The sequence below is a fragment of the bacterium genome (assembly GCA_030697795.1).
Classification (GTDB): Bacteria; Patescibacteriota; Minisyncoccia; order JACQLN01; family JACQLN01; genus JACQLN01.
Map to the genome: position 1 here is coordinate 45077 of JAUYOV010000001.1, position 25732 is coordinate 70808.

General features: G+C 35.9%; 26 protein-coding genes. 5 read left to right on the top strand and 21 right to left on the bottom strand.

Going from position 1 to position 25732, the window contains the following annotated elements:
• Nucleotides 1-26: 26 nt before the first annotated feature.
• From Q8Q95_00255 to Q8Q95_00270, 4 genes are all read right to left on the bottom strand, one after another.
• On the bottom strand, nucleotides 27-977 hold the full coding sequence (locus tag Q8Q95_00255) for an NAD(P)-binding domain-containing protein (GenBank protein ID MDP3764040.1): 951 nt from the start codon (nucleotides 975-977) through the stop codon (nucleotides 27-29).
• 55 nt (nucleotides 978-1032) lie between these two features.
• Entirely contained in the window at nucleotides 1033-1644 is a 612-nt protein-coding gene (locus Q8Q95_00260; protein ID MDP3764041.1) for a GtrA family protein, read from the bottom strand.
• A gap of 108 nt (nucleotides 1645-1752) precedes the next feature.
• Nucleotides 1753-4206 carry a type IV secretion system DNA-binding domain-containing protein gene (locus Q8Q95_00265; GenBank protein ID MDP3764042.1) on the bottom strand — a complete coding sequence of 818 codons (2454 nt, stop codon included), beginning with the start codon at nucleotides 4204-4206 and terminating at the stop codon, nucleotides 1753-1755.
• A 101-nt stretch (nucleotides 4207-4307) separates the two neighbouring features.
• The gene (locus Q8Q95_00270) at nucleotides 4308-4742 is read right to left on the bottom strand and encodes a hypothetical protein (protein ID MDP3764043.1); all 435 of its coding nucleotides are present in this window, start codon (nucleotides 4740-4742) and stop codon (nucleotides 4308-4310) included.
• A 37-nt stretch (nucleotides 4743-4779) separates the two neighbouring features.
• Here Q8Q95_00270 and Q8Q95_00275 point away from each other — a divergent pair, with 37 nt between their 5' ends.
• Nucleotides 4780-6303, top strand: a complete 1524-nt coding sequence (locus Q8Q95_00275) for a glycosyltransferase family 39 protein (GenBank protein MDP3764044.1) — start codon at nucleotides 4780-4782, stop codon at nucleotides 6301-6303.
• Nucleotides 6300-8018: a glycosyltransferase family 39 protein gene (locus Q8Q95_00280; GenBank protein MDP3764045.1), complete on the top strand. Its 1719-nt coding sequence runs from the start codon at nucleotides 6300-6302 to the stop codon at nucleotides 8016-8018. Before Q8Q95_00275 ends, Q8Q95_00280 begins: the two co-directional genes overlap by 4 nt.
• A gap of 191 nt (nucleotides 8019-8209) precedes the next feature.
• Here the strand turns inward: Q8Q95_00280 and Q8Q95_00285 are convergent, their stop codons facing one another.
• A complete protein-coding gene (locus tag Q8Q95_00285; protein ID MDP3764046.1) occupies nucleotides 8210-8542 on the bottom strand; it encodes a hypothetical protein in 333 nt (110 codons plus the stop codon).
• Nucleotides 8543-8554: 12 nt separating this feature from the next.
• Nucleotides 8555-9067, bottom strand: a complete 513-nt coding sequence (locus tag Q8Q95_00290; protein ID MDP3764047.1) for a Panacea domain-containing protein — start codon at nucleotides 9065-9067, stop codon at nucleotides 8555-8557.
• 48 nt (nucleotides 9068-9115) lie between these two features.
• Here Q8Q95_00290 and Q8Q95_00295 point away from each other — a divergent pair, with 48 nt between their 5' ends.
• Nucleotides 9116-9262, top strand: a complete 147-nt coding sequence (locus Q8Q95_00295) for a hypothetical protein (GenBank protein ID MDP3764048.1) — start codon at nucleotides 9116-9118, stop codon at nucleotides 9260-9262.
• 58 nt (nucleotides 9263-9320) lie between these two features.
• Here Q8Q95_00295 and Q8Q95_00300 read toward each other — a convergent pair whose 3' ends face one another.
• The 9 genes from Q8Q95_00300 to Q8Q95_00340 form a co-directional block, all read right to left on the bottom strand.
• Nucleotides 9321-9752 (bottom strand): hypothetical protein, encoded by a 432-nt coding sequence (locus Q8Q95_00300; protein MDP3764049.1) that lies wholly within the window; start codon nucleotides 9750-9752, stop codon nucleotides 9321-9323.
• Between the two features lie 34 nt (nucleotides 9753-9786).
• Nucleotides 9787-10803, bottom strand: a complete 1017-nt coding sequence (gene rhuM, locus Q8Q95_00305) for a RhuM family protein (protein MDP3764050.1) — start codon at nucleotides 10801-10803, stop codon at nucleotides 9787-9789.
• Nucleotides 10800-11408 (bottom strand): hypothetical protein, encoded by a 609-nt coding sequence (locus Q8Q95_00310; GenBank protein ID MDP3764051.1) that lies wholly within the window; start codon nucleotides 11406-11408, stop codon nucleotides 10800-10802. The genes rhuM and Q8Q95_00310 overlap by 4 nt, the downstream gene beginning before the upstream one ends.
• A gap of 106 nt (nucleotides 11409-11514) precedes the next feature.
• The gene (gene serS / locus Q8Q95_00315; GenBank protein ID MDP3764052.1) at nucleotides 11515-12798 is read right to left on the bottom strand and encodes a serine--tRNA ligase; all 1284 of its coding nucleotides are present in this window, start codon (nucleotides 12796-12798) and stop codon (nucleotides 11515-11517) included.
• A gap of 114 nt (nucleotides 12799-12912) precedes the next feature.
• Nucleotides 12913-14271 (bottom strand): amino acid--tRNA ligase-related protein, encoded by a 1359-nt coding sequence (locus tag Q8Q95_00320; protein MDP3764053.1) that lies wholly within the window; start codon nucleotides 14269-14271, stop codon nucleotides 12913-12915.
• A 369-nt stretch (nucleotides 14272-14640) separates the two neighbouring features.
• On the bottom strand, nucleotides 14641-15111 hold the full coding sequence (gene greA, locus Q8Q95_00325) for a transcription elongation factor GreA (GenBank protein MDP3764054.1): 471 nt from the start codon (nucleotides 15109-15111) through the stop codon (nucleotides 14641-14643).
• 229 nt (nucleotides 15112-15340) lie between these two features.
• Nucleotides 15341-16210 carry a bifunctional 5,10-methylenetetrahydrofolate dehydrogenase/5,10-methenyltetrahydrofolate cyclohydrolase gene (locus Q8Q95_00330; GenBank protein MDP3764055.1) on the bottom strand — a complete coding sequence of 290 codons (870 nt, stop codon included), beginning with the start codon at nucleotides 16208-16210 and terminating at the stop codon, nucleotides 15341-15343.
• Nucleotides 16211-16366: 156 nt separating this feature from the next.
• The gene (mrdA, locus tag Q8Q95_00335; protein ID MDP3764056.1) at nucleotides 16367-18169 is read right to left on the bottom strand and encodes a penicillin-binding protein 2; all 1803 of its coding nucleotides are present in this window, start codon (nucleotides 18167-18169) and stop codon (nucleotides 16367-16369) included.
• Nucleotides 18162-18638, bottom strand: a complete 477-nt coding sequence (locus tag Q8Q95_00340; protein MDP3764057.1) for a hypothetical protein — start codon at nucleotides 18636-18638, stop codon at nucleotides 18162-18164. The genes mrdA and Q8Q95_00340 overlap by 8 nt, the downstream gene beginning before the upstream one ends.
• 56 nt (nucleotides 18639-18694) lie before the next feature.
• Here Q8Q95_00340 and Q8Q95_00345 point away from each other — a divergent pair, with 56 nt between their 5' ends.
• A complete protein-coding gene (locus Q8Q95_00345; protein ID MDP3764058.1) occupies nucleotides 18695-19288 on the top strand; it encodes a class I SAM-dependent methyltransferase in 594 nt (197 codons plus the stop codon).
• 67 nt (nucleotides 19289-19355) lie between these two features.
• Here Q8Q95_00345 and Q8Q95_00350 read toward each other — a convergent pair whose 3' ends face one another.
• The 4 genes from Q8Q95_00350 to Q8Q95_00365 form a co-directional block, all read right to left on the bottom strand.
• Complete coding sequence (locus tag Q8Q95_00350; GenBank protein MDP3764059.1) at nucleotides 19356-19616, bottom strand: hypothetical protein; 261 nt, start codon at nucleotides 19614-19616, stop codon at nucleotides 19356-19358.
• A gap of 35 nt (nucleotides 19617-19651) precedes the next feature.
• Nucleotides 19652-20245 (bottom strand): hypothetical protein, encoded by a 594-nt coding sequence (locus tag Q8Q95_00355; GenBank protein MDP3764060.1) that lies wholly within the window; start codon nucleotides 20243-20245, stop codon nucleotides 19652-19654.
• A 58-nt stretch (nucleotides 20246-20303) separates the two neighbouring features.
• The gene (locus tag Q8Q95_00360; protein ID MDP3764061.1) at nucleotides 20304-20972 is read right to left on the bottom strand and encodes a hypothetical protein; all 669 of its coding nucleotides are present in this window, start codon (nucleotides 20970-20972) and stop codon (nucleotides 20304-20306) included.
• Between the two features lie 219 nt (nucleotides 20973-21191).
• Nucleotides 21192-22505: a radical SAM protein gene (locus tag Q8Q95_00365; GenBank protein ID MDP3764062.1), complete on the bottom strand. Its 1314-nt coding sequence runs from the start codon at nucleotides 22503-22505 to the stop codon at nucleotides 21192-21194.
• 120 nt (nucleotides 22506-22625) lie between these two features.
• Here Q8Q95_00365 and Q8Q95_00370 point away from each other — a divergent pair, with 120 nt between their 5' ends.
• Nucleotides 22626-23171 (top strand): hypothetical protein, encoded by a 546-nt coding sequence (locus Q8Q95_00370; GenBank protein ID MDP3764063.1) that lies wholly within the window; start codon nucleotides 22626-22628, stop codon nucleotides 23169-23171.
• 92 nt (nucleotides 23172-23263) lie between these two features.
• On the opposite strand, the gene Q8Q95_00375 is transcribed toward Q8Q95_00370, so the two are convergent.
• Nucleotides 23264-24643 carry a M64 family metallopeptidase gene (locus tag Q8Q95_00375; protein MDP3764064.1) on the bottom strand — a complete coding sequence of 460 codons (1380 nt, stop codon included), beginning with the start codon at nucleotides 24641-24643 and terminating at the stop codon, nucleotides 23264-23266.
• 431 nt (nucleotides 24644-25074) lie between these two features.
• On the bottom strand, nucleotides 25075-25671 hold the full coding sequence (locus tag Q8Q95_00380; protein ID MDP3764065.1) for a GNAT family protein: 597 nt from the start codon (nucleotides 25669-25671) through the stop codon (nucleotides 25075-25077).
• Nucleotides 25672-25732 lie beyond the last annotated feature (61 nt).

The window sequence follows — 25732 nt, forward strand, 5'->3', positions numbered from 1 at the left end:
CTTCGACTTTTGTTAAGATCGACCAATTAAGCAGTTTTTATAAACTTCTCATACACCATTTTGGCGGCATTAACATCTTGAACAGCAAGGCCAGTAAAATAAGCTACTTTAACTCCATCGCCGAGTTCTAATCTGCCCAATGAAGCATCACCTATATTGGCTACGCGATTATCTATTCTTGCAAAGTTTATATCTTGATAATAACCCTCGGTCAAAGCCTGTTTAAACTCACCACTTTTTTTACATTGTTCTTCGTTATCTGGAATAACAATTGCCCGTATCATTATTTCTTTATCAAGCTGAGTCGTGCGAGAATCGCCACCCATAACTGATATAAAAACCCCTGCTGGCAAATCTTTAAAAAACAATATCGGCTCCGGTGTAGGCACAGCGCTCAAAATCGCTTGAGTATCGACTAGAGCAGAAGCGATTGAATCATGTAGTATAATATTATCGAACACCGAGTGTTTGATAATTTCTTGCTTAAATTTTTCTCTATTTTCAGCGTTGCGACTATGAACATTTATAGTAGTTACCCCTAATTCAGCAAGGCACAAAGCAACGGCTTTGGAAATTTTTCCCGTACCTAATATGGCAACAGATTTAACTTGTGGAGCAAAATATTTTAAACCAAGCGCGCCAGCCGCGCCAGTTCGCATATTGGTTATATATTCAGCATCCATCTCAATCGCGTTTGACGCGACTTCATTATTTTCAGGCTGGATTTTTATAACCGCGCTCCTTTGACCTAACTTGCCTTGAGATTCGGATGGCAACTCTTCTATAAATTTATATCCTGTATAGCCCGGTATACTCGCTGGCATTTTTAGAGTAAACCGACCCAGTGCATCTACATTTTGCTCGCGGGGCGGCATAGTGGCTAGGCCTTGCCCATACAATCTAAAAACTTCATCGCAATTAGCCAAAAAATCTGCCGCAGAAAAATTACTTTCTATAAAATCTGTTGGGATTTTCATTTTCCTCCTTTGGCTATTTTAAGCAATTTTTTAGATAAATAAAAGAACTACAGAATTACTGATTAACTGGCGGGGGAAGTCTTTTTTTAAAAACAATATATTTCATACCCAAAAAATTCCAAGTTAAAACTAAAAATACCGAACTTAAGGCGGCAATATTATCCCAAAGTTTTGCCGAAATGCCTTCGGGCGCGCCTATCACGTCTACCATATAAGAAGCCCAGCCGACATTTAACAAAGCGCTACCAGAAACTACCACAAGAAACAAAAAGAAATTGCCTTGCTTTTGAAATGTCCAGTTTTTATTCCAAATAAAGCTATTTACCACGGCACAAGTAAAAGATATTGCCTTAAAAATAGCAAAATAAAGCCCATGCGTAATGTTTGTTATGTAAATTAAAAAATTCAAAACCCCTAAATCTAAAAATGTGTTAGATAAACCCACTACAAAGAATTTTCCAAACTGATACACAAAAGGCCTCCAGATTTGAGATATTTTATAAGTTGCATATAGCCCCAGCACCGACAGGGGCGATATAATAACCGGCAACAAATATTTATTTATTGGTAATTTAAAATCTAAATTCTTAATAACTACCAACAACATTATAGAAACAAAAAAACCTAGAAACAGCGCCTTTAAAGCGTCTTTTTTTGTAAAAATCATATACTTTTCGCTAATATACGAATTAACACGAATATGGCTAATAAGAATTTACATCAAATCTAAAACCATTCACTATATTAGCGCTGATTAGCTATATTCGCGAGAACTCTAAAGATTAAACTTTGGTTCGTTGGGTTGAAGCTGGGGTTGAGCCTGTTCTAAAGATGGCCCCAACCTAGCTCGCGCCAATATTTCCTGTTCTACCACCTCCCTTTCTTTACCATAAGTCATACGCGACAAATTCTTAACAACTTTTATAGTTTCAGCATTGCCCTGAACCGGCGGATAAGTTTTTAAATTAAACGGCCTCGATGTTTGCCCTTTAAACATAAGTTTAACATAGGCATTATGATTATCTAAATTTATTAAATCGCGCTCATTAAAAAGTGGAGCCAACTGCGGTTTTAAAAATTCTGCATCTTCCACACCAATCCTAAACATAATCATGGTGCCGACGTTGCCAAAAACCGCAGCCTTAATTTTATCGGTCAGCTGGGCAATATACTGATGCGCCATTACCATGCTTAAGCGATATTTTCTGGCTTCGGAAAGAATAGTGGCTATAGAATCGGTAGTAAAATTTTGGAATTCATCTAAGTATAAATAAAAATCCACTCTTTCCGATTCGCTAATATACGCGCGTCTCATAGCATTTAACTGCAACTTGCCCACAATCATTAAACCTAAAAGATTAGCATTAACGTCGCCGACTTTGCCTTTAGAAAGATTGGCCAAAAGTATTTTTTTCTCGTTCATTATTTGGGCAAAATTTATGCCAGATTTTGTTTGGCCAATAATATTTCGCATCATGCCATTTTCTATAAACCGGCCCACTTTGGAAACCAAATAACCCAACATTTCCGATTTATGAAAATCGCTGGTTTGAGCCATTTCTTTTTCCCAGAAAGATTTAACTATGGGATCGGTGACTTTGGCTACTTTATTTTTTTGAAATTCTTTATCGGTAAAAATTCTTGGAATTTCCACCAAAGTGCCGGGGTCAGCCTCGTCGGCCATCAGCGTAAGCATGGCATTTCGCATATTATGTTCAAACATCGGCCCCATAGTTTCGGGCGGAAATAACTTGTAAAAGATCGACATCATTTCCTGAACCACAAAATCTCTTTCTTCGGTGCTGGCCGCTTCCAGCATATTTATGCCAATCGGGCGTTCTATATCGGAAGGATCAAACAAAATTACATCTTTCCATCTGTGTTGTGGAATATGCGATAAAGTATATTCAACTAAATCACCGTGCGGATCCAACACCGCAATACCATTACCCATTTCTACATCTTGGCGGATCATTTCTTGCAACAAAGTAGATTTACCGGTTCCGGTTTGACCAATAATATAAGAGTGTCTTCTACGATCGTCTGGAGCAATCCTGACAATAGTTTGCTCTGAACGAAATTCATTCCAGCCCAAATACGGCCCATCATTCATGCCCCAAGGCGCAGGCGCCGAACGGGCTTTCAACCATTTAATTTTTGGCACTCTAATACCTTGATGAGGCAGGTGATAGATGCTGGCCAGTTCTTCGGAACTTAAAATTATTTTTTTATTTTCATCAAAAAGCCTAAAGCTAAATTCAAAAATAATATTTTTCTTTTTTTCTCTGCTTTCTGAAAAATCATTTAAATTAGGAAAATTAAACTGATTAAAAGAAGTTTCAAAATCTTTTAATATGAGTTCGGCCCGTTCTTCGGTTGGGGCCGAAGCTACTAAACGAATATTAACCTCAAAATTAGGCTTAGCGGCATGGTTTTCTATGCCTTTTATAATTTCTTGATCTTGGGGAGTTAAAACAGGATTAGCCTTTTCTGCTTTTACCTTAAACGGAGCCAGCCACGATTTTTTAACCAAATGAAAGGCTTTATCGAAAGAATAGCCCTCCTGCATTTTTTTAGTAATTTTAAAAGCTGTTTTATTAAACTTTTTAGGAGATGGCCGCATTAAAATCTGCATGACCGCGCCTTCGTTATCTATTAGTTTTGAAAAATGCGTAGCAATTTCATTTAAAGGATCAACTTCTAAATCTTGATATGTTTTTATAGGTAAAAAAGAACTGCGACGCGTTCTTAAATAAGAAGCGGCTACCCCGCCACCCTGCTCTGGTATAAAAATATTATAGTCGGGCGCGGGTTCAACCACAGCTTCCGAAGAAACAGAATGCACCGCCCTTACCAACATATCTTTATATCTAGCAGGCACAGAAACATAAAACCTAATTTCATTTTTTATATAGGCAATTTCCCAAACCAAATAGGGCTGGCCAAATTCAAAAATTCTCCATGAGCCTTTTTCCATCATAGAAGCAAACACAGAATAGAGCTGTTCCATAGGCTGAGTTCTTTCTTTGTCTGTTTTAGGTTTTTGCCCAGGCTCTAAATATTCATCTTGGGGAATCAAAATTAAAAAAAGCTCCATATTAAGCCCGCGAGCTACCCGCCCGCGATTCTTAATGGAGCCAACAACCAGATAAAAAACAATAAGCCCGGCTAAAAATAAGCCGAACAATAAACCAACGCTAGGGAAAAAACCCAATAAAATCTCAGACATTAGTTTTCGCTAATATACAAATCTACGCGAATATACTAATAAGGCATATAAATTCTGATCTGATTCGCCATATTAGTATTAATTAGCTATATTGGCGAGAGTTATAGTTTTTCTATTTTGCCCAATTCTTCTAGCTTCATTCTAAAATCTGGATCGTCTTTCAATTCATCGTGAAATTTATCTTCCAACCAAGGATCATTCATATTCTTAACCATACGAATAGCCTTTTCCAAACTAGTTTTTTGAGCTACTTCTTTTAAATGCACCAATTTTTCTTCTTGGGGTAAATGCGCTACATCTAAAACTTCTTGCTGTATTTCTTCATCCAATAAAACTTCCTCTTGCACTTCTGCGGCATCAGTATTTTGATCGTCTGCCACCTGAGGTTGAGCAGTTGGAAGTTCTCCAGATTCCTGTGCTGAAATTTCTGGCGCAACCTGTGCCTCAATATTTTCTTGGGGCAACAAAACCTCGGGCGCGACTTCTGTTTCTGAAGCTTCTGGGTTTAATATGTTTTCTTTAGAAATTTCGTCCATAAGATGATATTATTATAGCATATATCTAAACCTTTAAATGAAGAAAATAACCTTTTTGACTTTGTTAGGTATTTTAGCTGTTTCTGTTTTTTTTAGATTTTATCAAATCAAAGAAACTCCATCGGGTTTATACCCCGACGAAGCAGTTAATGGTGTAAATGCCTTAGAGGCTTTAGCCTATAAAGATTGGAAAATTTTTTATCCCGAAAACTATGGCCGAGAAGGCTTATTTATAAACCTTCAATCCATAAGCGTTAACCATTTTGGTGCTTACCCTTGGGCTTTAAGAATAGTTTCGGGAATATTTGGCGTTCTTACCGTTTTAGGCTTGTTTTTACTAACTCGAGTTTTATGGGGCGATCGCATAGCTTTGCTTTCTAGCTATATGATGGCGATAAGTTTTTGGGCGGTTAATTTTTCGCGCATAGGTTTTCGGGCAATTATGCTACCGTTTGTTTTAGTCTGGGCTTTTTATTTCTTTTGGTCTGGAATTTTAAAACAAAATCGATATTTAATTATTGTTTCAGGCTTAATTTACGGTTTAGGCTTTCATACATATATTTCTTGGCGATTATCTCCCCTTCTTATACTTTTAGTTTTTTTAATGCTTCTTGTTAAAAAGGATTACAACAAAAAGTTTATTTTAAAATCTGTTTTATGGTTTTCTATAGCAGGCTTTATAGTGATGTCTCCCCTCGCTTTATACTACTTTAATAATATTCCCGACTTTTTTGGCCGGGCCGGTGATGTTTCTATTTTTAAAACTGCCTCACCCGCAAAGGCTTTCGCTGAATCTGCAGTAAAAACATTGGGTATGTTTAATATTTACGGCGACGCTAACTGGCGACACAATCTTTCCACTAGGCCTGAACTTTTTTGGCCTTTTGGCCTAGGTTTTATTATTGGCCTTGCTTCTGTATTAAGACGTTTTACCTCGGATAGAAATTTCTTTTTAATTTCTTGGTTTTTTGTAATGTTATTGCCCAATTTTCTTGCACCCGAAGGTGCGCCCCACGCCTTGCGTGCTTTAGGCGCCATGCCGGCTGTATTTATTATGTCGGCTATAGGCTTAAATAATTTTTATAATTGGGCTCAAAATAAATTAGATCACAATTCAAAAAACATAAAGCGCATTAAAAAAGAATTTACTTACTTATGTTTACTAAGTTTGATTTTATGTGGCGTTTGGGAATTTAGAACTTACTTTGTTGTTTGGGCCAACAAAATGCAGGTTATAACTAGTTTCGAAACTCGCTTAACCCATATTGCCAATTACTTAAATGGTCTAGACTCTAAAACTCAAAAATATGTAGTAGTTAACGAAACTGGCTCTATAATAAAAGGCGTTTCTATACAGGCTCAACCTATAATGTTTTTGGCGCACAAACAAAATATAAAATACCTAAACACAACCGAAATTGATTCTATCCCCTTAAATTTAACCGATGCGACTATCGTTTTAACAAAATACGACCCAGAATTATTCCAAAAAATAATGGCCAAATATCCCAAGGCGCACGAAGCTAACTTGATAACATTTAAAGCGATACGAATACAATGAAAAATTTAAAATATAATATTCTTGCTGGGTTAATAATTACTTCGGCTTTAATATTAGCCGTTTTTTCGGTCAAAAACGATTCTGTAACCACCGATGAATCGCCTCATGTTTCGGCTGGCTATTCCTACCTAACGCAAAAAGATATGCGCTTAAACCCAGAACATCCGCCTTTGATGAAAGATTTGGCGGCAATTCCCCTATTATTTAAAAAAATTAACTTTGATGCAGGGCATTATTCTTGGCAGAATGATATCAACGGCCAATGGACTTTTGGCACGCACTTTCTTTATGAAAGCGGAAACAACCCCGACAAGATAATTTTTAATGCCAGGCTCGCTGTAATGCTTATCTTTGTTTTGTTAGGCATTGTGGTTTATATATGGGCAAAAGAAAGATACGGCGGTAAAACCGGATTGTTTGCATTATTTTTAACTGTATTTTCGCCCAACATTATGGCGCATGGCCGTTATGTAACCACCGATGTCGCCGCCTCATTCGCTTTTGTTTTAGGTACTTACTTTTTTGTTAAGTTTATAAACAATCAAACAAAAAAGAATTTATTGTTTGCTGGCTTAGCGTTTGGCGTGGCTCAACTTTTAAAATTTTCTTTAATAATTTTGGTGCCATTATTTATTTTTACGGGACTCGTTTATTGGATAGTTTCAAAAAAGATTTCTTTCTCGCGACTTATCTTGTCCCTAGTGGCTATTTTTACTATTGGCTATTTGCTAGTCTGGCCAGTTTACCAATTTCACGTCTGGAAATATCCCGTCGAAAGGCAAAAAGCCGATACAACATTTACTTTGCGTTCTTACCCAGTTAAACCTTTGGCTAATGCTGTTATTTGGATGACGGATAAACCATTACTGCGCCCCTACGCTCAATATTCGCTTGGGCTTTTGATGGTTTTTCAAAGAACCGGCGGTGGCAACACAACTTATTATATGGGCGATGTGGCCTCTGTTGCTTGGAAAAGTTATTTCCCCATAATCTATCTGCTTAAAGAACCCATTCCCATTTTAGCTTTAATAGCCCTCGCTGTTATTTCTGTTTTGCCGCGAAATAAGTGGCGTTGGTCATCAATTAAATTTTGGATTAGTAACAATTTTACCGAATTTGTCTGGCTAACTTTTATAGTTATCTATTGGGGTTTAAGCATAAAAGGAAACTTAAATATTGGAGTCAGACATGTTTTGCCAACTTTTCCATTTATATATATGCTTACAGCTGGGCAAATTTCTAGCTGGGTTAAAACTGGTTTAAAACCAATAAAAGTTTTAGTTGTTTGTATTTTTGCCATATGGCTTGGTATGGAAACACTAAGCACTTACCCCTATTACCTTTCGTACTATAACGAATTCGCTAGTGGCCCAGATAACGGTTATAAATATGCGGTAGATTCCAACCTAGATTGGGGGCAAGATTTAAAACGTTTAACAAATTTTGTTAATGAAAATAATATAGAAAAAATAAAACTAGATTATTTTGGCGGTGGCAACCCAGAATATTATTTAGGCAATAAATATGAACGTTTAGATGCTAACGATACTTCGCAACGCCACGGCTGGCTAGCAGTTTCGGCTACTCTATTACAAAACGGCCGAGCCACCGCCACCAAAGGCTTCCAAGGTGATACAACGTTCTATAAATGGTTAAACGATTACGAACCCGTAACTAAAATTGGGTATTCTATATTTGTTTTTAAAATTGATTAAAAAAGACTTATATTTCTCTTTCTATCGAAGTTCCACTTCGATAGGTTTTAATGTCTTAGATAACTTTGACTTTTACCACAATATTTGCCATACTAATTATAGCGTTTGGAGGGTTCGCCCTCTCACAGCTTTCAAGCTGTAGCCAGACGCTAACAAAGAACCCGCCTTTTGGCGGATTTTTTGTTTTAAATTTATAGCCGATCTTTTACCATACGAATCAAATCATACTCATTGTGATATATACCGTGACGAGAGAAAACAAGGATTTTGTATGATTCTCCCTTAATTAATTGAAAAATAACTCTATATCCTTTTGATTTGCCAATATTTTCTCGCAAAGGAATAACTCTTCCTTTATATATTTTTAACCCACCAAACCCAGGAAACAGATCAATCCCGGGTGTTTCTTTAATACCCTTTAGGCAAAAAAGACGTTCCCATGCTTCTAACGATTCTTGTGGAGTTGGAAACCGTCGCAAGTTTCTGAAATCTTTTTCAATATCATTATGCCGAGACAACTCCATGAATATTCTTGATCAAATATTTGCCATCTCGCCGTATTTGTTACGATAGAGAGATAAATTATAATCAATAACCTCATTTGGCTTAGTAGCAATCCACGGAGCTTCACCGTGACTGGCATTTTTCATTTCTGATCCAGTAAATTTATCCCACTTAACGGCAATTTCTTCAAGCATTAACAATTCTTCTTTTTCAAAAACATTTACATCAAAATCAGCCACTAAAACTTCGATGTGCTGTTGATCATTATATCCATTTCCAATTTTTCGTTTAGTGATTTTTATCTCTTGCCCATCCATCTCTTTAAGAATTTTTTCTGCCATACGAGGTACAGGTCCGTTTTCAAAACGAAGATATTCATCACCAGTAACTGAACGGCCATATTTTTCAAAGAAATCAAAGTCTAGATAATATAAAAGCTTCATCATTTTGAGCTTACCCAAAGTGCCATTCTGAATCCTTTTTGCAAAGAAAATAATGGCGTTTCTATACTTTTTTTGATTGATTTTAGTTACATTTTTAACCATACATATATAATACGCCTTTCTCTTAAATTCTACAACTTAGGGCAAACAATGACTTCTTCTACGCTACTACTCCAAAACGGCGGAGCTAACGCCATAAAAGATTTTAAAGGAAGTACCACGCAGTATAACTGGCTAAATGCCTACGAACCCACAGCAAAAATTGGGTATTCTATATTTATGTATAAAATAGATTAACCACACACCTAGCAAGGATGGTCATTGCTAGGTGAGGAATGGCTTTTACTAATTTAAACTATTTTCTGTAACTTTTTATTAAACTCAAACACTCTCCATAAGCTTCTGCCTTTCCACCAATAAACTCATTTAGTCCATATTCTTCTATTTTGTTGCTCTCTGGTAATTTTTCCCTGTAATCCTTTCTATAACTTTTTACTAATTCTGCAACGTGTAGCTCTAAAGATTTATTGGTTATTTTTTCAATAAAACCCCTTGCTATTATTAATTCAATCGTCTCCTCATATAAATCTTGCAAGTTTTCCCAGAGTTGAAATGTTTGGTATTTGTCATCTTCTTGAAGATTCTCCCACTCATCCGGTTCAATTTCCACAAAATTATCATCCTCTTCAGCATATTCATGGTTCATTACGAGGAATGGAAAATAAAAATCGGGATGCTGGTGCAAATATTTTAATATTTGAATTGCAAGTTCTCTACTTATGTCCATACTCGATCTTTGATCAAGTATTAGGTAAAGTCAACTATCTAACTCTGTATACACCTCTACCCATAAATTCAAGATAATTTTTGTCACGTAAAACCTGTAATTGTTGACGAATTTTATCCTTATGGTTTGGGCTACTTTCTGCCACAAGAACTGTAAGTGCGGTAAGCGCGGAAGGAGTTATCTTTTTAGTATCTAGAATATTCGCTTGTCTTAAAAACCAAGCAAACGCAAAAGCACCCGATCGTTTATTGCCATCGATAAATGGGTGATCTTTAACTATAAAATATAACAAATGTGCCGCTTTTTCTTCTGCGCTTTCATATAATTCCTTACCGCCAAAAGTCTGCATTACATTACCAACAATTCCTGCCACAGAACCCTTGCTTCTTTCCGTACCAAAAATATTAGTGGCTTCTTTTTTATGAATAAGCTCTGCTTTTAGTTTATTTAAACTATCGGTAATTTTCTCTGCAGTTAACTCAACTTTCTTTTTTGTTAATTTTCCTTTTGGTAAAATGCCTTTGTCGTAAGCATCAAGCGATAACCAAGTATCCGCAAAAAGCGATATAAGTTCAATGGCGTCTCCCGCGTTCACACTAGACCCTACAGGTAAAATCTTTTTAATGTTTTCTACAATGCTTAAAAACTGTTCGTAATTTTTAGCAATTCGGTTTTTGTTTATAGCAAAACCATCTACAACATAGCTTTTTAGTGTTTTAGTTGCCCACTGGCGAAAAATAGTTGCTTTTTTGCTATTAACCCGATAACCAACCGATAAAATCATATCAAGATTATAGAATTGCACTTGATATATTTTTCCATCGTCGGCAGTATGTGCAAATTTTGCACATACTGAAGTAGCATCTAATTCTTTATCTTTTAGGATATTTCTAATATGCTTTGTCACAACCGAACGTTCAGCCTGAAAAACCTCGGATATTTGAGCCTGCGTAGCCCAGATAGTTTCGTGCGTAAAATCACCCCGAAACTCAATAGCTCCGCTTTTTGCTTGATAAATCACTAATTCCTTATTTTTCTTTATATTCTTCATTTAAACTTATAGTAAACCTTATTCTGAATGCGTAGATCTAAATAATCCAACAAAGCGGTTGGGCCGGTTTTTTTAATTTCGCCTAACGATTGTTTTAAAGTTTCTAAGGTTTTATATATATTCTCGCTTAAATTTAAACGCAAGACCCAGCCTTCGCTGGTTGTAAAATCAAAATCGGAATAATTGGAATCTTCGGTTTTAGTGTCTAATAATTTAATTTCAAACTTTGTTGCTAATTCCTCTTTTAAAAAATTTATTTTACCTAAAGTATTTGGGTCCAAAAGTTTATCGCCAACTTTAAGCTCTTTATTTGTTTTATCTTCTACAACCGGAACCATATTGCCACTAACCTTAGCCCCTTCGTTAAAAGAAACGCCTTCCTTGTTTAACCAAAAACACTTTCCTGTTTGGCATAAAACTGCCGACAAGGTTTTATCTATAGAATTTTCTTCTTTTACTTCTTGGCTAACAGTATGCTTTTTAAAATAGAAAAATATTCCAGTAATTAAGGCTAGGGTTAAAAACAAAAGTGGCCCCGCATAGCTAGGGACTTTTACTTTTGAAAAAACATTTTCTTTTTGCGCAAGACGGAATTTTTCAGCCATTTGAAAAAACTCTAAATACTAAAAACTAAATTCTAAACAAACCCCAATTCTCAAAACCCAAAACTGTTTAGAACTTAGAATTTATAATTTGTTTAGAGTTTAGATATTAGGATTTGGGATTTATGGATTTAAAGGTAAGGTATCTTTGCAGATTCTTTGGAATAGTTACCGAACCATCCTCTTTTTGATTGTTTTCTAATATGGCAATTATAGCGCGTGAAGTAGCCACAGCTGTGCCGTTTAATGTATGAACAAAGTCTGTATCGCCATTTGGTAAACGATATTTAATATTTAAGTTTCTAGCTTGGTAATCTGTGGTGTTAGAAGTAGATGTAACTTCGCCCCATTCGCCTTGTGGTGAGCCTGCTGTCGAACCACCTCTACCCGGCATCCAAGCTTCTAAATCGTATTTGGCAGCAGCTTGCGCGCCTAAATCGCCAGTGCACATTTCTAAAACACGGTAAGGAATATTTAAACCTTGGAAAATTCTTTCTTCCAAACACAAAATTTCTGCGTGCATATTTTTAGATTCTTCGGGCGTGGTAAAGGCAAACATTTCCACCTTGGTAAATTGGTGTACTCTATATAACCCCTTGGAATATTTGCCATATGCGCCAGCTTCTCGGCGGAAACAATGCGATAATCCAGCATATTTTTTAGGTAACACTTTTGAATCTAAAATTTCATCGGCATGATAGCCCGCCAAAGCAACTTCGGCGGTAGCAATCAAACCTAAATCGGAATCTGTAATTTCGTAGGTTTGAGCTTCGTCGCCTTTTGGCAAATAACCTGTGCCTAAATAATATTTAGAACGAACTATATCTGGCGTAAACAAAACTTCAAAACCTTCTTCGCGTAGTAAATCTAGCGTATAAGTTATTAAAGCTAGTTCTAACATTGCGCCTTCATTTTTTAAATAGAAAAATTGGCTACCGGCAACTTTGGCGCCCGCTTCAAAATCTACCATGCCCAAACTTTCAGCCAACTCTAAATGGTCTTTGGGTTTAAAAGAAAATTCTGGAATATTGCCAACAGCTCTTATTTCTTTATTGCCCTTATCGCCCACGCCTTCTGGAACTTCATCAAATGCGGGGTTTGGTATTTGCGAAAATTTTTCCGCAAGATCACTGGCTACAACATCTAATTCTTTTTCCTTAACTTTTATTTTTTCTTTTAAGCTTCTGCCCTTTTCTCTATCTTCTTCGGAGGTCTCTTGACCTAAAGCAGATATTTCTTTAGCCATACGCCTAATCTCTTCGGTTTCCTGTATAAGAGCGCGGCGACGCTTATCGATTTCTAAAATTTCATCAACATCAATTTTATAACCCTTTCTGCGAATGGCTTCTTTAATATAGTCTGGTTTTTCTCGTAATAACTTAATGTCTATCATATTATTTTTTCATAAACGCTTGCTCTCCGAAGCTAATGCCCTACTACGCTCCTCCTTCGCCAAGGCTACGGAAGGACACGGTAAAGCTTCGCAGGGCTCTCCTTCGCTATTGTATTAAATATCTTTATTTTTGGGGCGAAGGAGAGGGAATAATATCACATCTCTAATATTGGTATGTTCACCTATTATCATAGCTAACCTGTCGATACCAATACCCAAACCAGCCGCTGGGGGCATCCCATATTCTAACGCTTCCAAAAAATTCTCGTCTAGGCGTGTAACTTCTTTATTGCCACCTCTGAAAGCCTGTTCTTGGCGTTCCATTTGTTCGCGCTGTATTAAAGGATCATTCATTTCCGAAAAACCTTTAACAACTTCCGAACCATTTAAAACCAATTGAAAGCTTTCGGTTAATTTTGGATCGCCTTCTTTTAATTTAGCCAGAGGCATTATGCTTTCTGGATAATGCGTAATAAACATCGGGCCTGCTATTTTGGCTCTAACTTCTTTTTTATAAAATTCGTCTAATTCGGACGGATCAACCTCGGTATATTTTTTGCCAGTTTTTTCTTTAAATATTTTAGAAAAATCTTTAGTTTGCCATTGGCCCTTTATCCATTTTTTAAGAAGCTTTTGAGTAAACTTCATTAAACCTTTGTAATCTTGGTAGGCCCAATAAAGTTCTAACATAGTAAACTCTGGATTATGTACTGGGCTTATGCCTTCGTTTCTAAAACATCGGCCTATTTCGAATATTTTTTCAAAACCCCCCACCAATAAGCGCTTTAAATAAAGTTCGGGCGCCACGCGTAAATATAAATCTATATCTAGCGCGTTTAAATGAGTTTTAAATGGTTCGGCCAAAGCGCCACCAGCCAATGGTTGCAACATCGGAGTTTCTACTTCCATAAAGCCTGCTTTGGCTAAAAACTTTCTGATATCGCTTATTAGTTGCGAACGATTTTTAAAAGATGCCTTAACGCCTTTGTTTAGAATTAAATCTATATAACGATGGCGCATTCTTTCTTCTATATCTTTTAAGCCAAACCATTCTTCGGGCAGTGGACGCAAGGTTTTTACCACAATTTTAAAGCTATCAACTTCTAAAGTTTTGGTGTCTTGCTTAGTTTTAAATAATTTGCCGCCAACTTCTATAAAATCGCCCACATCGGTAGTGGTTTCGAATAATTTAAAAACTTCCTCGCCTAAGCGATCTTTCTGTAAAAAAACCTGCACTTCGCCGGTATTATCTTCTAAATCTAAAAAAGCCGATCCGCCGTGTAAGCGCATAGCTTTAATACGCCCGGCCAAAAATACAGGTGTGGCCGAAGCTATTAAAGAATCAAAATTTTCGTGAATATAAGAATTCGTATAATCCTTACGCACCCGAGCGGGATAAGGGTATTTACCCGCGTCTTTTAGAGCTTTAAGTTTGGATATTCTAGTATCCCTAAGTTCATCTAATGATGCCATTAATGTATTTTAGCTTTTAAAGCAACTTGGGTCAAAGTCATTTAAACAAAAAGACCGAGGAAAGTTATTCTTTCCTCGGTCAAAACTCTATATCCTCCTCGGTTTGTTCTGAGAAGGGTTATCGGTCATGGTGTTCTGGGTAAGTTCTCCCTCTGGCGGACGCAGTGAAGGATCAATGTGAGACAAACTCGCACGAAGCGAGTTCAACTCCCCAATCGAAAGCGGCCGTTGCATTTCTCTGCTCCCGAATATGCTGTTATCCATATAGCCTTCTCCCCAGAAGGTTGAGTGGAATTGATAAAAGAACACTAGCCAAGCTAGTTTTTATATTATACAAAATCCATTTAAAAAGACAAATTTAACAAATCCTCACTTTATCGCTAAGATTTTATATTTTAGCTTACCCATTGGCGTTACAGCTTCAACCTCTTCGCCGGGTAATCTAAAAAGAAACGCTTTACCTAACGGCGATTCGTTGGATATTTTATTTTGCATAGGGTCGGCACCATTCGAACCCACAATAGTATAAATTATTTTATCGCCTTTTTCGTTTTTGACTTCTATAGTATCGCCTACTTCTATGGCAACCCTAGCTCCCGCCTTGTTTTTGTTTTCATCTATAATAACCGAAGTTTTTACCAATTCTTCTAGTTCTCTTATTCTGCCTTCATTAAAAGCTTGAGCTTCGCGAGATTCTAAATATTCGGCGTTTTCGGAAAGATCTCCCAACGACTTAGCTTCTTCGATACGTTCTGCAATTTCGTGGCGTTTAACTGTTTTTAATTCGTGTAATTCTTCTTTAAATGTATCTAAATCGGCTTGAGAAATATATTTTTGCATATTTGTCTGTGAGCGTAGCGAATAGCTACAAATATGCAACCCCGCTCCAATTTTGCCGTGATAATTTGTTTGATCTTAAAAAAATAACAAAGTTGATCTAATTTCTGTGAAGCGCGTGTGCGAATAGCACATGCCTTGATGGGCGAAGCGCTTCGCCATAAACTATTTTGCAAAATTGGCGTGGGGTTGCTTACATTTATTTATTAATAAAACACCAATGTGATTGGTGTTAGTTTTTAAATTTAGTTGAATACTTAAATAATTTTGCTACATTAGAAAAAAGCCGAGCTACCGTAATTGGGCCTACGCCACCCGGAACTGGAGTAATTAACGAAATTTTGTCTTTCACAGAGTCTAAGTCTACATCACCTACTATCTTTCCGTCAACCCCGCCCTTGCCTGCAAGGGCGGGGTCAAGGATGGAAAACCCAGCATCTATAACTACGGCACCGCTTTTTAGCATATCCCCCTTTATTAAATTTGCCTCACCCACAGCGCTTATAACAATATCCGAACCCAAAGAAATTTGTTTAACCTGCTCTTTTGGCGTATTTTTATCTATGATAGATACTGTTGCACCTTCCTTTATAAGCATCGGCACTAAAAACCTGCCCACGAGCCTGCCGTAGCCAAGTAAAGCTATTTTTTTGCCAGACAAACTAATATTTTCCTCTTTTAAAATATCTAAAATAGCTTCAGCTGTTGGCGGGTTAACTAAAGAATGCTCATTAAAAAACATACCCACCGATCTATCAGAAAGCAGATCGGGATCTTTCTCTGGCGGTATAACATTTAAAATAGAGGTGTTAATTTCGGCAGGTAATGGCATCTGAACCACCACAGCCGAAACATTTTCCATTTTTACTATTTTATTTAAATATACCCTAGCTTTTGAAAAATCATCTTTAGAATAATGATAATGCTTAAAACCAAAACCTAAACTTTCGGCGGTTTTTCTTTTTTGAATTATATAAGAAGAATTATCTTTTTTGGCACCAAAACTAACCACAGCCACGCTTGGTTTTTGTGGCCATAAATTAGTTTCTTTTTTAATTTCTTCTAAAATTTTATTGGCTAATTGCCTACCATCAAAAATCACAATAGCTTTTAGCTTATAGCTTATAGCTTATTAGGTAAATTCCTAAAAAGCTAATAACCTAGAAAGCTAGTTACCTAGTTAAATACCATTCTAACACTTCTCGCGCTATTGGTGCTGCTATATTCGAACCCTCGCCACCGTTTTCTACTAAAACTATTAAAACAATTTCTGGGTTTTCGTATGGCGCAAAAACAGAAAACCAAGCATGCGTATTATTACCCACACCGGTTTGAGCTGTGCCTGTTTTGCCACCTGCACTGCCTGGTAAAGATGAAAGAGCTTACCCGAACCCGAAACAATTGTTTCATGCATGGCCTTACGAATTATTTCTAAAGATTCTTGATCTACAAAATTTTTGCTTAAAACTTCGGGCTCAATATTTTTTATAACCTTGCCCGAAGCATCTGTTACATTCTTAACCACTCTTGGTTTAAATAAAGTACCATGGTTTGCGATGGCCGAAGTAGCGAGAGACAATTGCACAGGGGTTGTCTGCACAAAACCTTGCCCAATAGACATATTATAAGTATCGCCCGAAAACCAACCTTCACGCTTGTTTAAACGTTTCCAGTTTGGCGTAGGAATAAAACCATCGGCCTCACCCGGCAAATCTATTTCTGTTAATTTTGAAAAACCAAATTTTTTATAATATTCCGCCAGTTTTTCTGGCCCTAAACCCGGAATATCACCATAACCACCGCCCACAGTATAAAAAAAGATGTTAGAAGACATGGCAATCGCCTTATAAACATCCACTAGGCCCAAAACTTTCCAGCCTTTAAATATTTGGTTGCCTACCGTTATAAAACCTTTATCATTTATTAAAGTTTTATCGCTAACAATTTTTTCTTGAAGCGCGCCTATGCCAATAAATGGCTTAATGGTAGAACCCGGCGGGTAAACTCCGCCAATGGCACGGTTAAACATGGGCTGGCTATTACTTTCAAAAAGATTTTTAAAAGTTTCTAGGCTTAAACGTGTTGTAAAAACATTGCTATCGAATAAGGGAAAACTTTGTAAAGCCAATACTCCACCGCCCCTTGGATCGATTGCAATTGCAGCGCCCCTACCTAAACCAATAGCATTTAAATGCCTAGCCATAATCTCCGTTAACTTGGCTTGTAAATCGGCATCTAAAAATAAATTTAAATTATTACCCGCCACAGCTTGCCTACTGCCCACCACCCTACCGATGCCACCCTGGGCATAGCTTTCTAACATCGTTACGCCGTTTTGGCCTCTTAAATAATTTTCGTACTGAAGTTCTGCGCCATCTTTGCCAATAACATCTGTTAACAAAAAATCATTTTGTTTTTTGATATCCTTTTCCGTAACTCGGCCGGTATAACCTAAAACATGACTAAACACTCCTCGGTCTTCGTATTCTCTTTTAAAATTTTCTTCCAAGCGGAAACCCGGCAAGTTTTCTATTTGGCTTTTAAAAGCTAAAAGTTCGTTATGATCCAAATCTTCTAAAACTAGCACCGGGCGAAAAGAAAATCTATTTATATCTTGATATTGTTCTTTTATGGCATCGGGCGATTGTTGCAAAAGCTCGCTTAAAATTTTTACTATTTTTTCTTGAGCTTCCTTGTTTCTAGGTAGCTCGGCCGGAATCATCACCAAGTTAAAAGACAAAACATTTTTTACCAAGGTTTTACCCTTAGCATCGTAAATTATGCCCCGAGGCGCCCGATCCCAAATTTCTTTTATATAGTTAGCTTTAGCTAGCGCGGTATATTCTTTATTTTTAAAAATAACTATATACAGATTTCTAAATAAAACCACACCAAAAATAAGCAGAAGGACCAAACCCAATTTTTTTATGGCTGAATCCGAAATGGTTTTAGAAATTCTGTTCTCCCACTTAAAGCTATTTTCGGCCAGCTGATGTTTATCAAAAAAAATCTCATCTATTTCTAAATGGTCTAGGTTTTTTATTCTTTTTTTTCTAAACATTATTAAAATCTTTAGCTAAAAATTTATTAAATAAAAAACTGCTGGCGGCCGATGTAAATATTAAAAGCACTATTGGGCCAATTCTATTTACGCCTTCGCTTATATTACCCAAGCCCAGCGCCCAATTTAAAGAAAATATAGTTAAATAAAAAACTAAAATCCCGAACCCAGAAAATACTAAAGTTTGCCAAGCCGAGCGGTGGAAGAAATTGGTAAGAAACCATCTTTCAAAAACCAGCATCAACATTAAAGCTATAAATATTATACCTAAGTTAAAAGGGGTGGTAATTCGTATATATATTAAAGAAAAAAGAAAAAGAATTTTTAAGTGTTTAGTTGGCAAAAATAAAAAGCCGAAAGGTAAAATGGTAAAAAATAGGTTAGGGATTAAGCTTGCGCCCAAAAACCAAGGCAAAATTGCCAGATCCAACAAAACCCCAATAACTAAAGTAAGGTAATACCACTTCATTGTTAGTTATTATTGAATATACTTAGTTAAAATACAAATGCTATAATTAAGCTTAGATGAAAAAGGACTTTTGGAACAATATATTTTCTCAAGATAAGAATTATGTAAAAGTAAGTCCTCTTTTTTTAGACGAACTATTTAAACATATTAATATAAAACCAAATTATAAAGCTCTAGATATCGGTTGTGGTACTGGAGATCTGGTTATTAAATTAGCTAAAAAAGGTTTTCAATCTATTGGCTTAGATGTTTCCGATGCTGCTTTATCTAAGGCAAAAAATAACGCAGAAAAAGAAGGTGTAAAAAATTTAACAAAATTTATAGAGTTTGATATTGATTCTTCCAATTATAAAAATATACCAGATTCCCCTTTTAATTTAATAGCCTGTAAATTAGTTTTTGCTTTTATAAAAGATAAATTCTCTTTTTTAAAAAACATTAAAAACATTCTAACTAAAGATGGGCATTTTGTTTTAATAACACCTGTTTTATACCCCAACGTTGAATACAGTGAACATCTTAAAAAAATATCTGTAGATAAAGAAAGAACATTAGAACTATTGAATGAAGTGTTTAGTAAAGTAGAAATTTTTAAAGAAACTCCAATAAAAGGAAACGGCACCGAAATTATTTTTATAGCTTCTCTATAAAAAAGTTATAAAACAAAAATGCCCGTCTTTTACACGGGCGTAAAGGAGAATTTCGTTTGGCTTTGTTTTAAGCCAAACCCAGTTCTTTTAATTCTGTGAGTGTATGAACTTCCGCCCAAAATTTAAACCCTTCTTCAAGAAGTTCCTCTAATTCTTTAAACATATTCAAACAAAAACGTATAATTTCTTCATCATTATCGGGATCATTTTTTAGCCCTACTACTCTTTCAAATTCTCTTAAATTATCTGGAAAGTTTCTAAACATAAGAGATTCTCGCGCTAAAGCCAGAGTTTCTTCTTTTAGTTTTTCAAATTCTTCGGTGTTCATATTTTTTCTCCTTGTTTTAATGTTTTTAAAAGAACTTATGAATTTAGTAATCCATCTACAAATTTGTAAAAACTCTCTTTTTCCTTTCTTACTTTATCACCTTTTGCTATTTCTGTTTTTTCTCTTAGTTTTATCCTGTCATCTTCACTAAGTCCGACTGGTCTTAAGGGTGTGCTTAGTGTTTTAGCAATTTCTTCTTGTTGTACTTCTTCAAAACCTCTTAACATTTCTAATTTATTCAGTTTTCCTGCTAATTCACCCACAGAATTTGCAAAACGCTGGCGAATTTCTAGCCGTCGTTCTTTTCTTTCTGTTATGTGATCGACTATCAATGACCCAATATCAGCAATAGTTTTTCCTAAAATCGGTTTAACTTCAGCTGGTTCTGTTAAAACATCTTTTTTTGCTTCTTGAACAACTCTTTTTACTTCTACGCCCTTGTCAGCCATAAATAACTTTACTCTTATTCCTAATGCAATAACACCTACTATAGCCTCCGCAGTAGTTATTTTTTTCTCGGCTTGTTCTGGTGTTACTAATGTTTCGTCTTTTTCTGTTTCTGGATTTTCTTTTTGTTCTTGAGCTTCTCTTCCTTCTGGATAGAATTTCCCTAGTTCACTAATTCTCATATTTAAATATATACATGCTGGGTATATTTAAGTAAAGAATTTGAGAGGTCATTTAAAATTATTTATCATTCAATAAAAAATCCTTTCCTTCTTTTATAACTTCATCTATACTCCCCCATTGTTTTGAGGCATATAAATTTCTTAATCCTTTCTCGTTTGGCTTGCCTTTTTGTTCGGGATTAGAAAAATAAGATAAGGACTCTTTAAGTAATTCATATTTTTCATACCCGAGTTTATCTTTAAGATTCAAATAATAAAAATAAAACATAAAATGGTTTAATTCATGCAAAAGAACTTTTATTTGTTTTTCTGGGGTATCGTTTAAATAAATATAAATAAACTTATCTTTGTAGCTATAAGGACATAAAGATAAAGATGTTAAATAAATTGTAATATTATCAAAAGGAAATTCTTTTTTATATAAATTCTCTAATTTTTGTAAAACTAATCCACCTTTTTCTTCCCATTTATTTTCTAAATTTTTAATAACATTTTCTATTTTTTGATGATTTTTTATTTCCCATTCATTTAAAAAAGTTTTTATTCGCACACCTGCGTCTTCTTTGTTTTTAGAATTTTCTATCTCTTTTCTTAATTTTGAATCCAATTGGCTAAGAAGTTTCTCACGAATATTTTCTCTACCATGCTTTAAATGCTTAAACTCAAAAACACCATCTAGGTGGTTTTTGGTGTCTTTCTCTATTGAATATGTTATTTTTAAATTCATTTTTTAAAAAACCCTCAATTCTGTGTATTTTACAGAACTGAGGGTGAACTTCAATCATGATCAATCTCCGTCAATGCAATCGCAATCGCAACTGTCACATTCCACACAATCGTCGCAGTCGTGACAATCGCAATCGCAAGAGCTATCGGGCATGACCGCACTAGCATCATGTCCATGCTTTAGCTGGACAATACCTGCTGGCATTATTCTCACCCCCTTTCATGGTTGAAGTGGAACTAGGATTTTACTACTTACAAGCCTAGAAATCGTTTCCTCTGCTTCTTTTATAATAACACCATATTCCTTAGAAATAACACTAGGGTCAATATTAGATCCAACATTCCTCGATTCCATAAGAATTTTATACATTCTATGATCTATGGATAACCAATTTCTTTGGTTAAAAAATGCTATTGCACCAAAACTTTCTGGCCTAAAACGCACCTCATCAGAAACTCTATATAAAGTATTTCCTTTATTTTTAGTCTTATTTTTTATCACATGGAAATTGCGATTAATACAGCCCAAACAACTAGGGTCCTTACCCCCTAAACCTCTATTATGAGTATAAGCTTCTATTCTACAACCACCTCCACAAAAAAATGGGAAGGCAGAACATTTATCTTTACATAATATGGGTATAAGAGAATCATCCCTCCATGCATGCATATTATTCCAAGCATTTTTTAATCCATCTGCAATATTTCCATACTCCATAGAAGCATGAGAACAAGGACGAATTTCGCCATTAAAACCAATTGAACAAGAAGTTTTAGCAGCCGTACAACTTCTAAAACCAAACGTGGCGCGGGCATCATTGTTTGGAAACACACAAGTTGGATAATGTTCTAAAGAATCAACATTAATATCGTACTTATCTCTAATACGTAAAAGCACTCCAAACATTTCCGTTAACTGGGCTTGATCTATAGAAAACTCACTAAAATCAAGACAATTACTAGGAGCAGAAGCTTTTGTAGCACAAAAAGTTTTAGCTCCTAGTTCTTTAGCTAATTTTCCTGTCTCTTCAATAGTGTGAAAATTATCTTTTGTAACTACCATGTTAACAGAAACACCCAACCCGTTTTGTACAGCAAATCTAATCTTTTTAACAATTATTTTATAAGAACCTTTCCTTTGGGAGATTTTATCATTTATTTGAGGATCAGCCGACATAAGAGATGTTAAAACTGATTTAATACCCAGCTCTCCTAACAAATAAATCATTTTTGGCGTTAATAAAGTTATATTACTATTTAAATTGAAGGTTATTCCTCTTGATCTCATCCTTTTTAATATATTACTGATCCTAGGAATAACAAGCAGGGGTTCCCCACCGGTTAAGGTAATACTAAAAACATTATTTTCAACCACCTCTTTTTCAACAAGACAAAAAATACTATCATTAACCTCAAAAACAGGACTGCCTATCTCTTCCGATCGCCAATAGTTATAACAATGAATACAGTTATGATTACACCAAGATGTAAGCTCCCACTGTACATTTATAGGTCCAGAAAGCCTAGTAAACATGATACTTTCTCCTTGTGATTTGTTTAGTATAAAAAGTACTGTTTAAAGTGTATTACTACATATAACTATTGTCAATTAGTTATATTTTAGGTATAGTTGATTAGAAAAATTATAAAAGTTATGAAAGAAATAGAAGTTAAAATTGAATTAACATCAAAAGAATTTAAAAACCTTACTCCTGTTTCTAGTGGTTTCCACTTGGAAAGAACTTTTGGTTATTTTAAAAAAGATTTTTCAAATATAAAAGAAGGCATATTTCCAAGAATAAAATATATAGATGGAAAGAAAAAAGAAGTTATTTTAACTGTAAAAAGAAAAATAAAAAAGAACGTTAAATTTTTTGAGCGAGAAGAAATGGAAGTTAAAATGACTGGAGGGGAAAAAATAGAAATATTAAGAGAGATGATAAAATCTTTAGGATTTAGTAAAGAAATAATTTTTGAAAAGAAAAGAAAAAATATTTTTAAAAAAGATATAGTGATTTCTTTCGATAAACTCCCTTTTGGTTTTTTTGTTGAGTTTGAAGGTGAACCAGAAAAGATAAACAAGTATCTTGGTAAATTTAATCTTTTAAACCGTCCTAGAATTACTAGAGCATACCTTGGAGTGTGGGAAGATTATAAAAACAAAAATAATATTAAAGAGGAGGATTGTCTTTTTAAATAAGAAGATTGAAATATGTATTCAAAACTTTAAAAACTCAAATTAAAAACCCCTGCTTGTGTTTCAAGCAGGGGGGTTCTATAGAGGCTTAGCCTCTATAGAGATTTGCCGAAGCTGTCGGCGAAGAGGAAGAAATCGCCGAAGCCGATTTCTCCATTCCAATCGAGGTCATATTGCTGAACCTCTTGGGTAAGAGCTTTTCGGCCAAAGTAATCGGCAAAGAGGAAAAAATCTTCGAAATCTACCATGTCGTCGCCAGTAAAATCTGGAATGGGTAAAGAAACAACTTCCCACTCCTTAGAATTTACCAGCAACTTATCGGGATCGTACCGAACGAATTCGGTTGTATCTGTCACTTCCACTTTTACAGTATGCTGACCATAGCCAATACTCGTGTCTGTAACCTGGAAAGTTGTGGCATCATCGGCTATGGGCATAACTACCCCATCCACAAACCATTGGATTCTTAAATTATGATCCGTCGGCTGAGGCATATTCCTTATTGTGAAAGTGGTGGTATGCTCGCCAACATCTACCGCCAAATCCGCCAACGGATTGACGTATTTGTAGATGGCTTTGACGATGGCTTCACGGCAGACCTTGCAGAACTGGGGCCTAGGTTCAACATCTGGATCGTAAGCACCCATAGTGCATTTAAGCTCTGGATGATACCATCCAGATGCAAATCCTCCACCACCTTCAAACAAACCAACCCTACCAGCAAATTCATCTACAGATGGAGTTGGAATAGGAACTGTTGGATCAATCCAATGTTTCCACCTTATGAGATTGAATTTTGTTTCGGTGGTTACATTGATCAAACCAACAGTACTTCCAAAACTTCTTTCGGTTTGACCAGGCTTCATAGCAAGAAGACCTGTGTATTCATCTTGAACACCTGCTAGAGCGTGCGCTAATTCGTGCGCACATGTACTCGCATATAGCTCGGGAACAAAAGGTTTCGGATCACCACGTAACATTCCTGCACCTAAAGTAGCTATACCTATTAAAGATAGGCCAGGAGGCTGCGCAGCCTCAGCACCAGCAAAATCGTTTACAATTAAAACTGAAACAATTGGATCCTCTTTGCCAAAAAAACTTCTGGAAATAGATTCTATTATTTCAAGATTCGGGTTATAACCGCCAAACTGCCCAAAATAAGTTTTGGGTGTCTGGCCGTATTCTACAGCAGAAAGAAGTGAATCTTGAGAAGCTGCCCATATCAGATGCACATTGAAAAACTTCTTGTACTCCTTGTAAGGTGTACGTTCAAACATATTATCAATCGCCAACCTAGCATCGCTGTAGAATCTTTCTCTCATAGAAGCCGTGTAAGCCTCTGAAAGAAAGACTATGTTTACTCTGTTACTGCTGTGGCCGTTTTCCATTATTGCGGTTATGGTTGGTACTTCTTCAGAAAATACAGAAGTTACCCAAGCCATAACAATGGCTAAAGTGAAAATATATTTTTTCAACTTTTTTCCTCCTCTTAAGATTTAAGGTCAGACCTTGTCTTAGGGATTAAGGTCTGACCTTTTTAGGAATTTTTTAAAGGACTAGCCGTGGTTTTGAATGTTTTTATGATACCATAAAAGATAAGCAAAAGCAAGTTAGCAATTATCCACAATAGGAAAAAGAAAAAGGTATACTCGTTAGAGCATACCTTTAAGGAAGGAACACGGAGTTACTGGTCGGCCGACAGAATCAGCTATTGCTGGTATCGGCATCGTCATCGCCGTCATTTCCTTGCTCTTCGGCGGGACCGTCATCCCAGTCTTGGTAATCGGAATCCCCGTCTCCGCCGCCCAAGCGTAGTTGGCTCATTTATATCACCTCCTTTCGCCAGTTTGATATTGAAAGAACTTACTAGTTAGCTTACAACTTTTAAATATATACCTTAAAATATCTACGTCAATGGTTGCCCCCTACTTTTAAACTTTTGGAGTAAAGATTCTATTTTATCTAACGAATCTCTAAGTATCGCGAAACGGAAAACATCATAGTACTTACCATCAAAAAACCTATGTTCCTTAAAACAGCCTTCCTCGCAAAAACCATAGGATGAAACTGCGTTTCTCATTGTTGAAAGGGAAAGGCAGTTATACTCAAAAACTTCAAAACAAATCTTATGGATTGGTAGAAATTTAAATAAATAACGCACTATCACAACGATAGCTTCGGCCCCATAGCCCCTATTCTCATAATTCTCATCAATATAGACATTTACAAATATATATCCATCAATATGGTTGAAATTGAAAGAGAATATTGTTCCTAGAGCCACAACGTCTTTTTTACGCAATACTATGAACTGTAGATGACGATTTCGTTCAAATTCCCTAGCTAGTTCTTTGGTAAAATTCTCCGGACTCACAACTTCTCGTTTCGCTGAAAACAAAGCCAGAAACCGTGATTCATTACGCCATCTGTGTAAAGTGGGATAATCAGAATCCTCAATCGGTTTAAGGGTTATTCTGCTGGTTTCTAGATCTTCGGTGGCCACCACGTTCTCCTTTCTCGTTTATCAAGGTACATTGTTTGATAACCTATATAACCACACTTAA

Excerpts from the sequence above, each read along its gene's own strand:
- Q8Q95_00255 (MDP3764040.1), bottom strand. The coding sequence starts at position 977 with ATGAAAATCCCAACAGATTTTATAGAAAGTAATTTTTCTGCGGCAGAT.
- Q8Q95_00260 (MDP3764041.1), bottom strand. The coding sequence starts at position 1,644 with ATGATTTTTACAAAAAAAGACGCTTTAAAGGCGCTGTTTCTAGGTTTT.
- Q8Q95_00265 (MDP3764042.1), bottom strand. The coding sequence starts at position 4,206 with ATGTCTGAGATTTTATTGGGTTTTTTCCCTAGCGTTGGTTTATTGTTC.
- Q8Q95_00270 (MDP3764043.1), bottom strand. The coding sequence starts at position 4,742 with ATGGACGAAATTTCTAAAGAAAACATATTAAACCCAGAAGCTTCAGAA.
- Q8Q95_00275 (MDP3764044.1), top strand. The coding sequence starts at position 4,780 with ATGAAGAAAATAACCTTTTTGACTTTGTTAGGTATTTTAGCTGTTTCT.
- Q8Q95_00280 (MDP3764045.1), top strand. The coding sequence starts at position 6,300 with ATGAAAAATTTAAAATATAATATTCTTGCTGGGTTAATAATTACTTCG.
- Q8Q95_00285 (MDP3764046.1), bottom strand. The coding sequence starts at position 8,542 with ATGGAGTTGTCTCGGCATAATGATATTGAAAAAGATTTCAGAAACTTG.
- Q8Q95_00290 (MDP3764047.1), bottom strand. The coding sequence starts at position 9,067 with ATGGTTAAAAATGTAACTAAAATCAATCAAAAAAAGTATAGAAACGCC.
- Q8Q95_00295 (MDP3764048.1), top strand. The coding sequence starts at position 9,116 with ATGACTTCTTCTACGCTACTACTCCAAAACGGCGGAGCTAACGCCATA.
- Q8Q95_00300 (MDP3764049.1), bottom strand. The coding sequence starts at position 9,752 with ATGGACATAAGTAGAGAACTTGCAATTCAAATATTAAAATATTTGCAC.
- rhuM (MDP3764050.1), bottom strand. The coding sequence starts at position 10,803 with ATGAAGAATATAAAGAAAAATAAGGAATTAGTGATTTATCAAGCAAAA.
- Q8Q95_00310 (MDP3764051.1), bottom strand. The coding sequence starts at position 11,408 with ATGGCTGAAAAATTCCGTCTTGCGCAAAAAGAAAATGTTTTTTCAAAA.
- serS (MDP3764052.1), bottom strand. The coding sequence starts at position 12,798 with ATGATAGACATTAAGTTATTACGAGAAAAACCAGACTATATTAAAGAA.
- Q8Q95_00320 (MDP3764053.1), bottom strand. The coding sequence starts at position 14,271 with ATGGCATCATTAGATGAACTTAGGGATACTAGAATATCCAAACTTAAA.
- greA (MDP3764054.1), bottom strand. The coding sequence starts at position 15,111 with ATGCAAAAATATATTTCTCAAGCCGATTTAGATACATTTAAAGAAGAA.
- mrdA (MDP3764056.1), bottom strand. The coding sequence starts at position 18,169 with ATGTTTAGAAAAAAAAGAATAAAAAACCTAGACCATTTAGAAATAGAT.
- Q8Q95_00340 (MDP3764057.1), bottom strand. The coding sequence starts at position 18,638 with ATGAAGTGGTATTACCTTACTTTAGTTATTGGGGTTTTGTTGGATCTG.
- Q8Q95_00345 (MDP3764058.1), top strand. The coding sequence starts at position 18,695 with ATGAAAAAGGACTTTTGGAACAATATATTTTCTCAAGATAAGAATTAT.
- Q8Q95_00350 (MDP3764059.1), bottom strand. The coding sequence starts at position 19,616 with ATGAACACCGAAGAATTTGAAAAACTAAAAGAAGAAACTCTGGCTTTA.
- Q8Q95_00355 (MDP3764060.1), bottom strand. The coding sequence starts at position 20,245 with ATGAGAATTAGTGAACTAGGGAAATTCTATCCAGAAGGAAGAGAAGCT.
- Q8Q95_00360 (MDP3764061.1), bottom strand. The coding sequence starts at position 20,972 with ATGAATTTAAAAATAACATATTCAATAGAGAAAGACACCAAAAACCAC.
- Q8Q95_00365 (MDP3764062.1), bottom strand. The coding sequence starts at position 22,505 with ATGTTTACTAGGCTTTCTGGACCTATAAATGTACAGTGGGAGCTTACA.
- Q8Q95_00370 (MDP3764063.1), top strand. The coding sequence starts at position 22,626 with ATGAAAGAAATAGAAGTTAAAATTGAATTAACATCAAAAGAATTTAAA.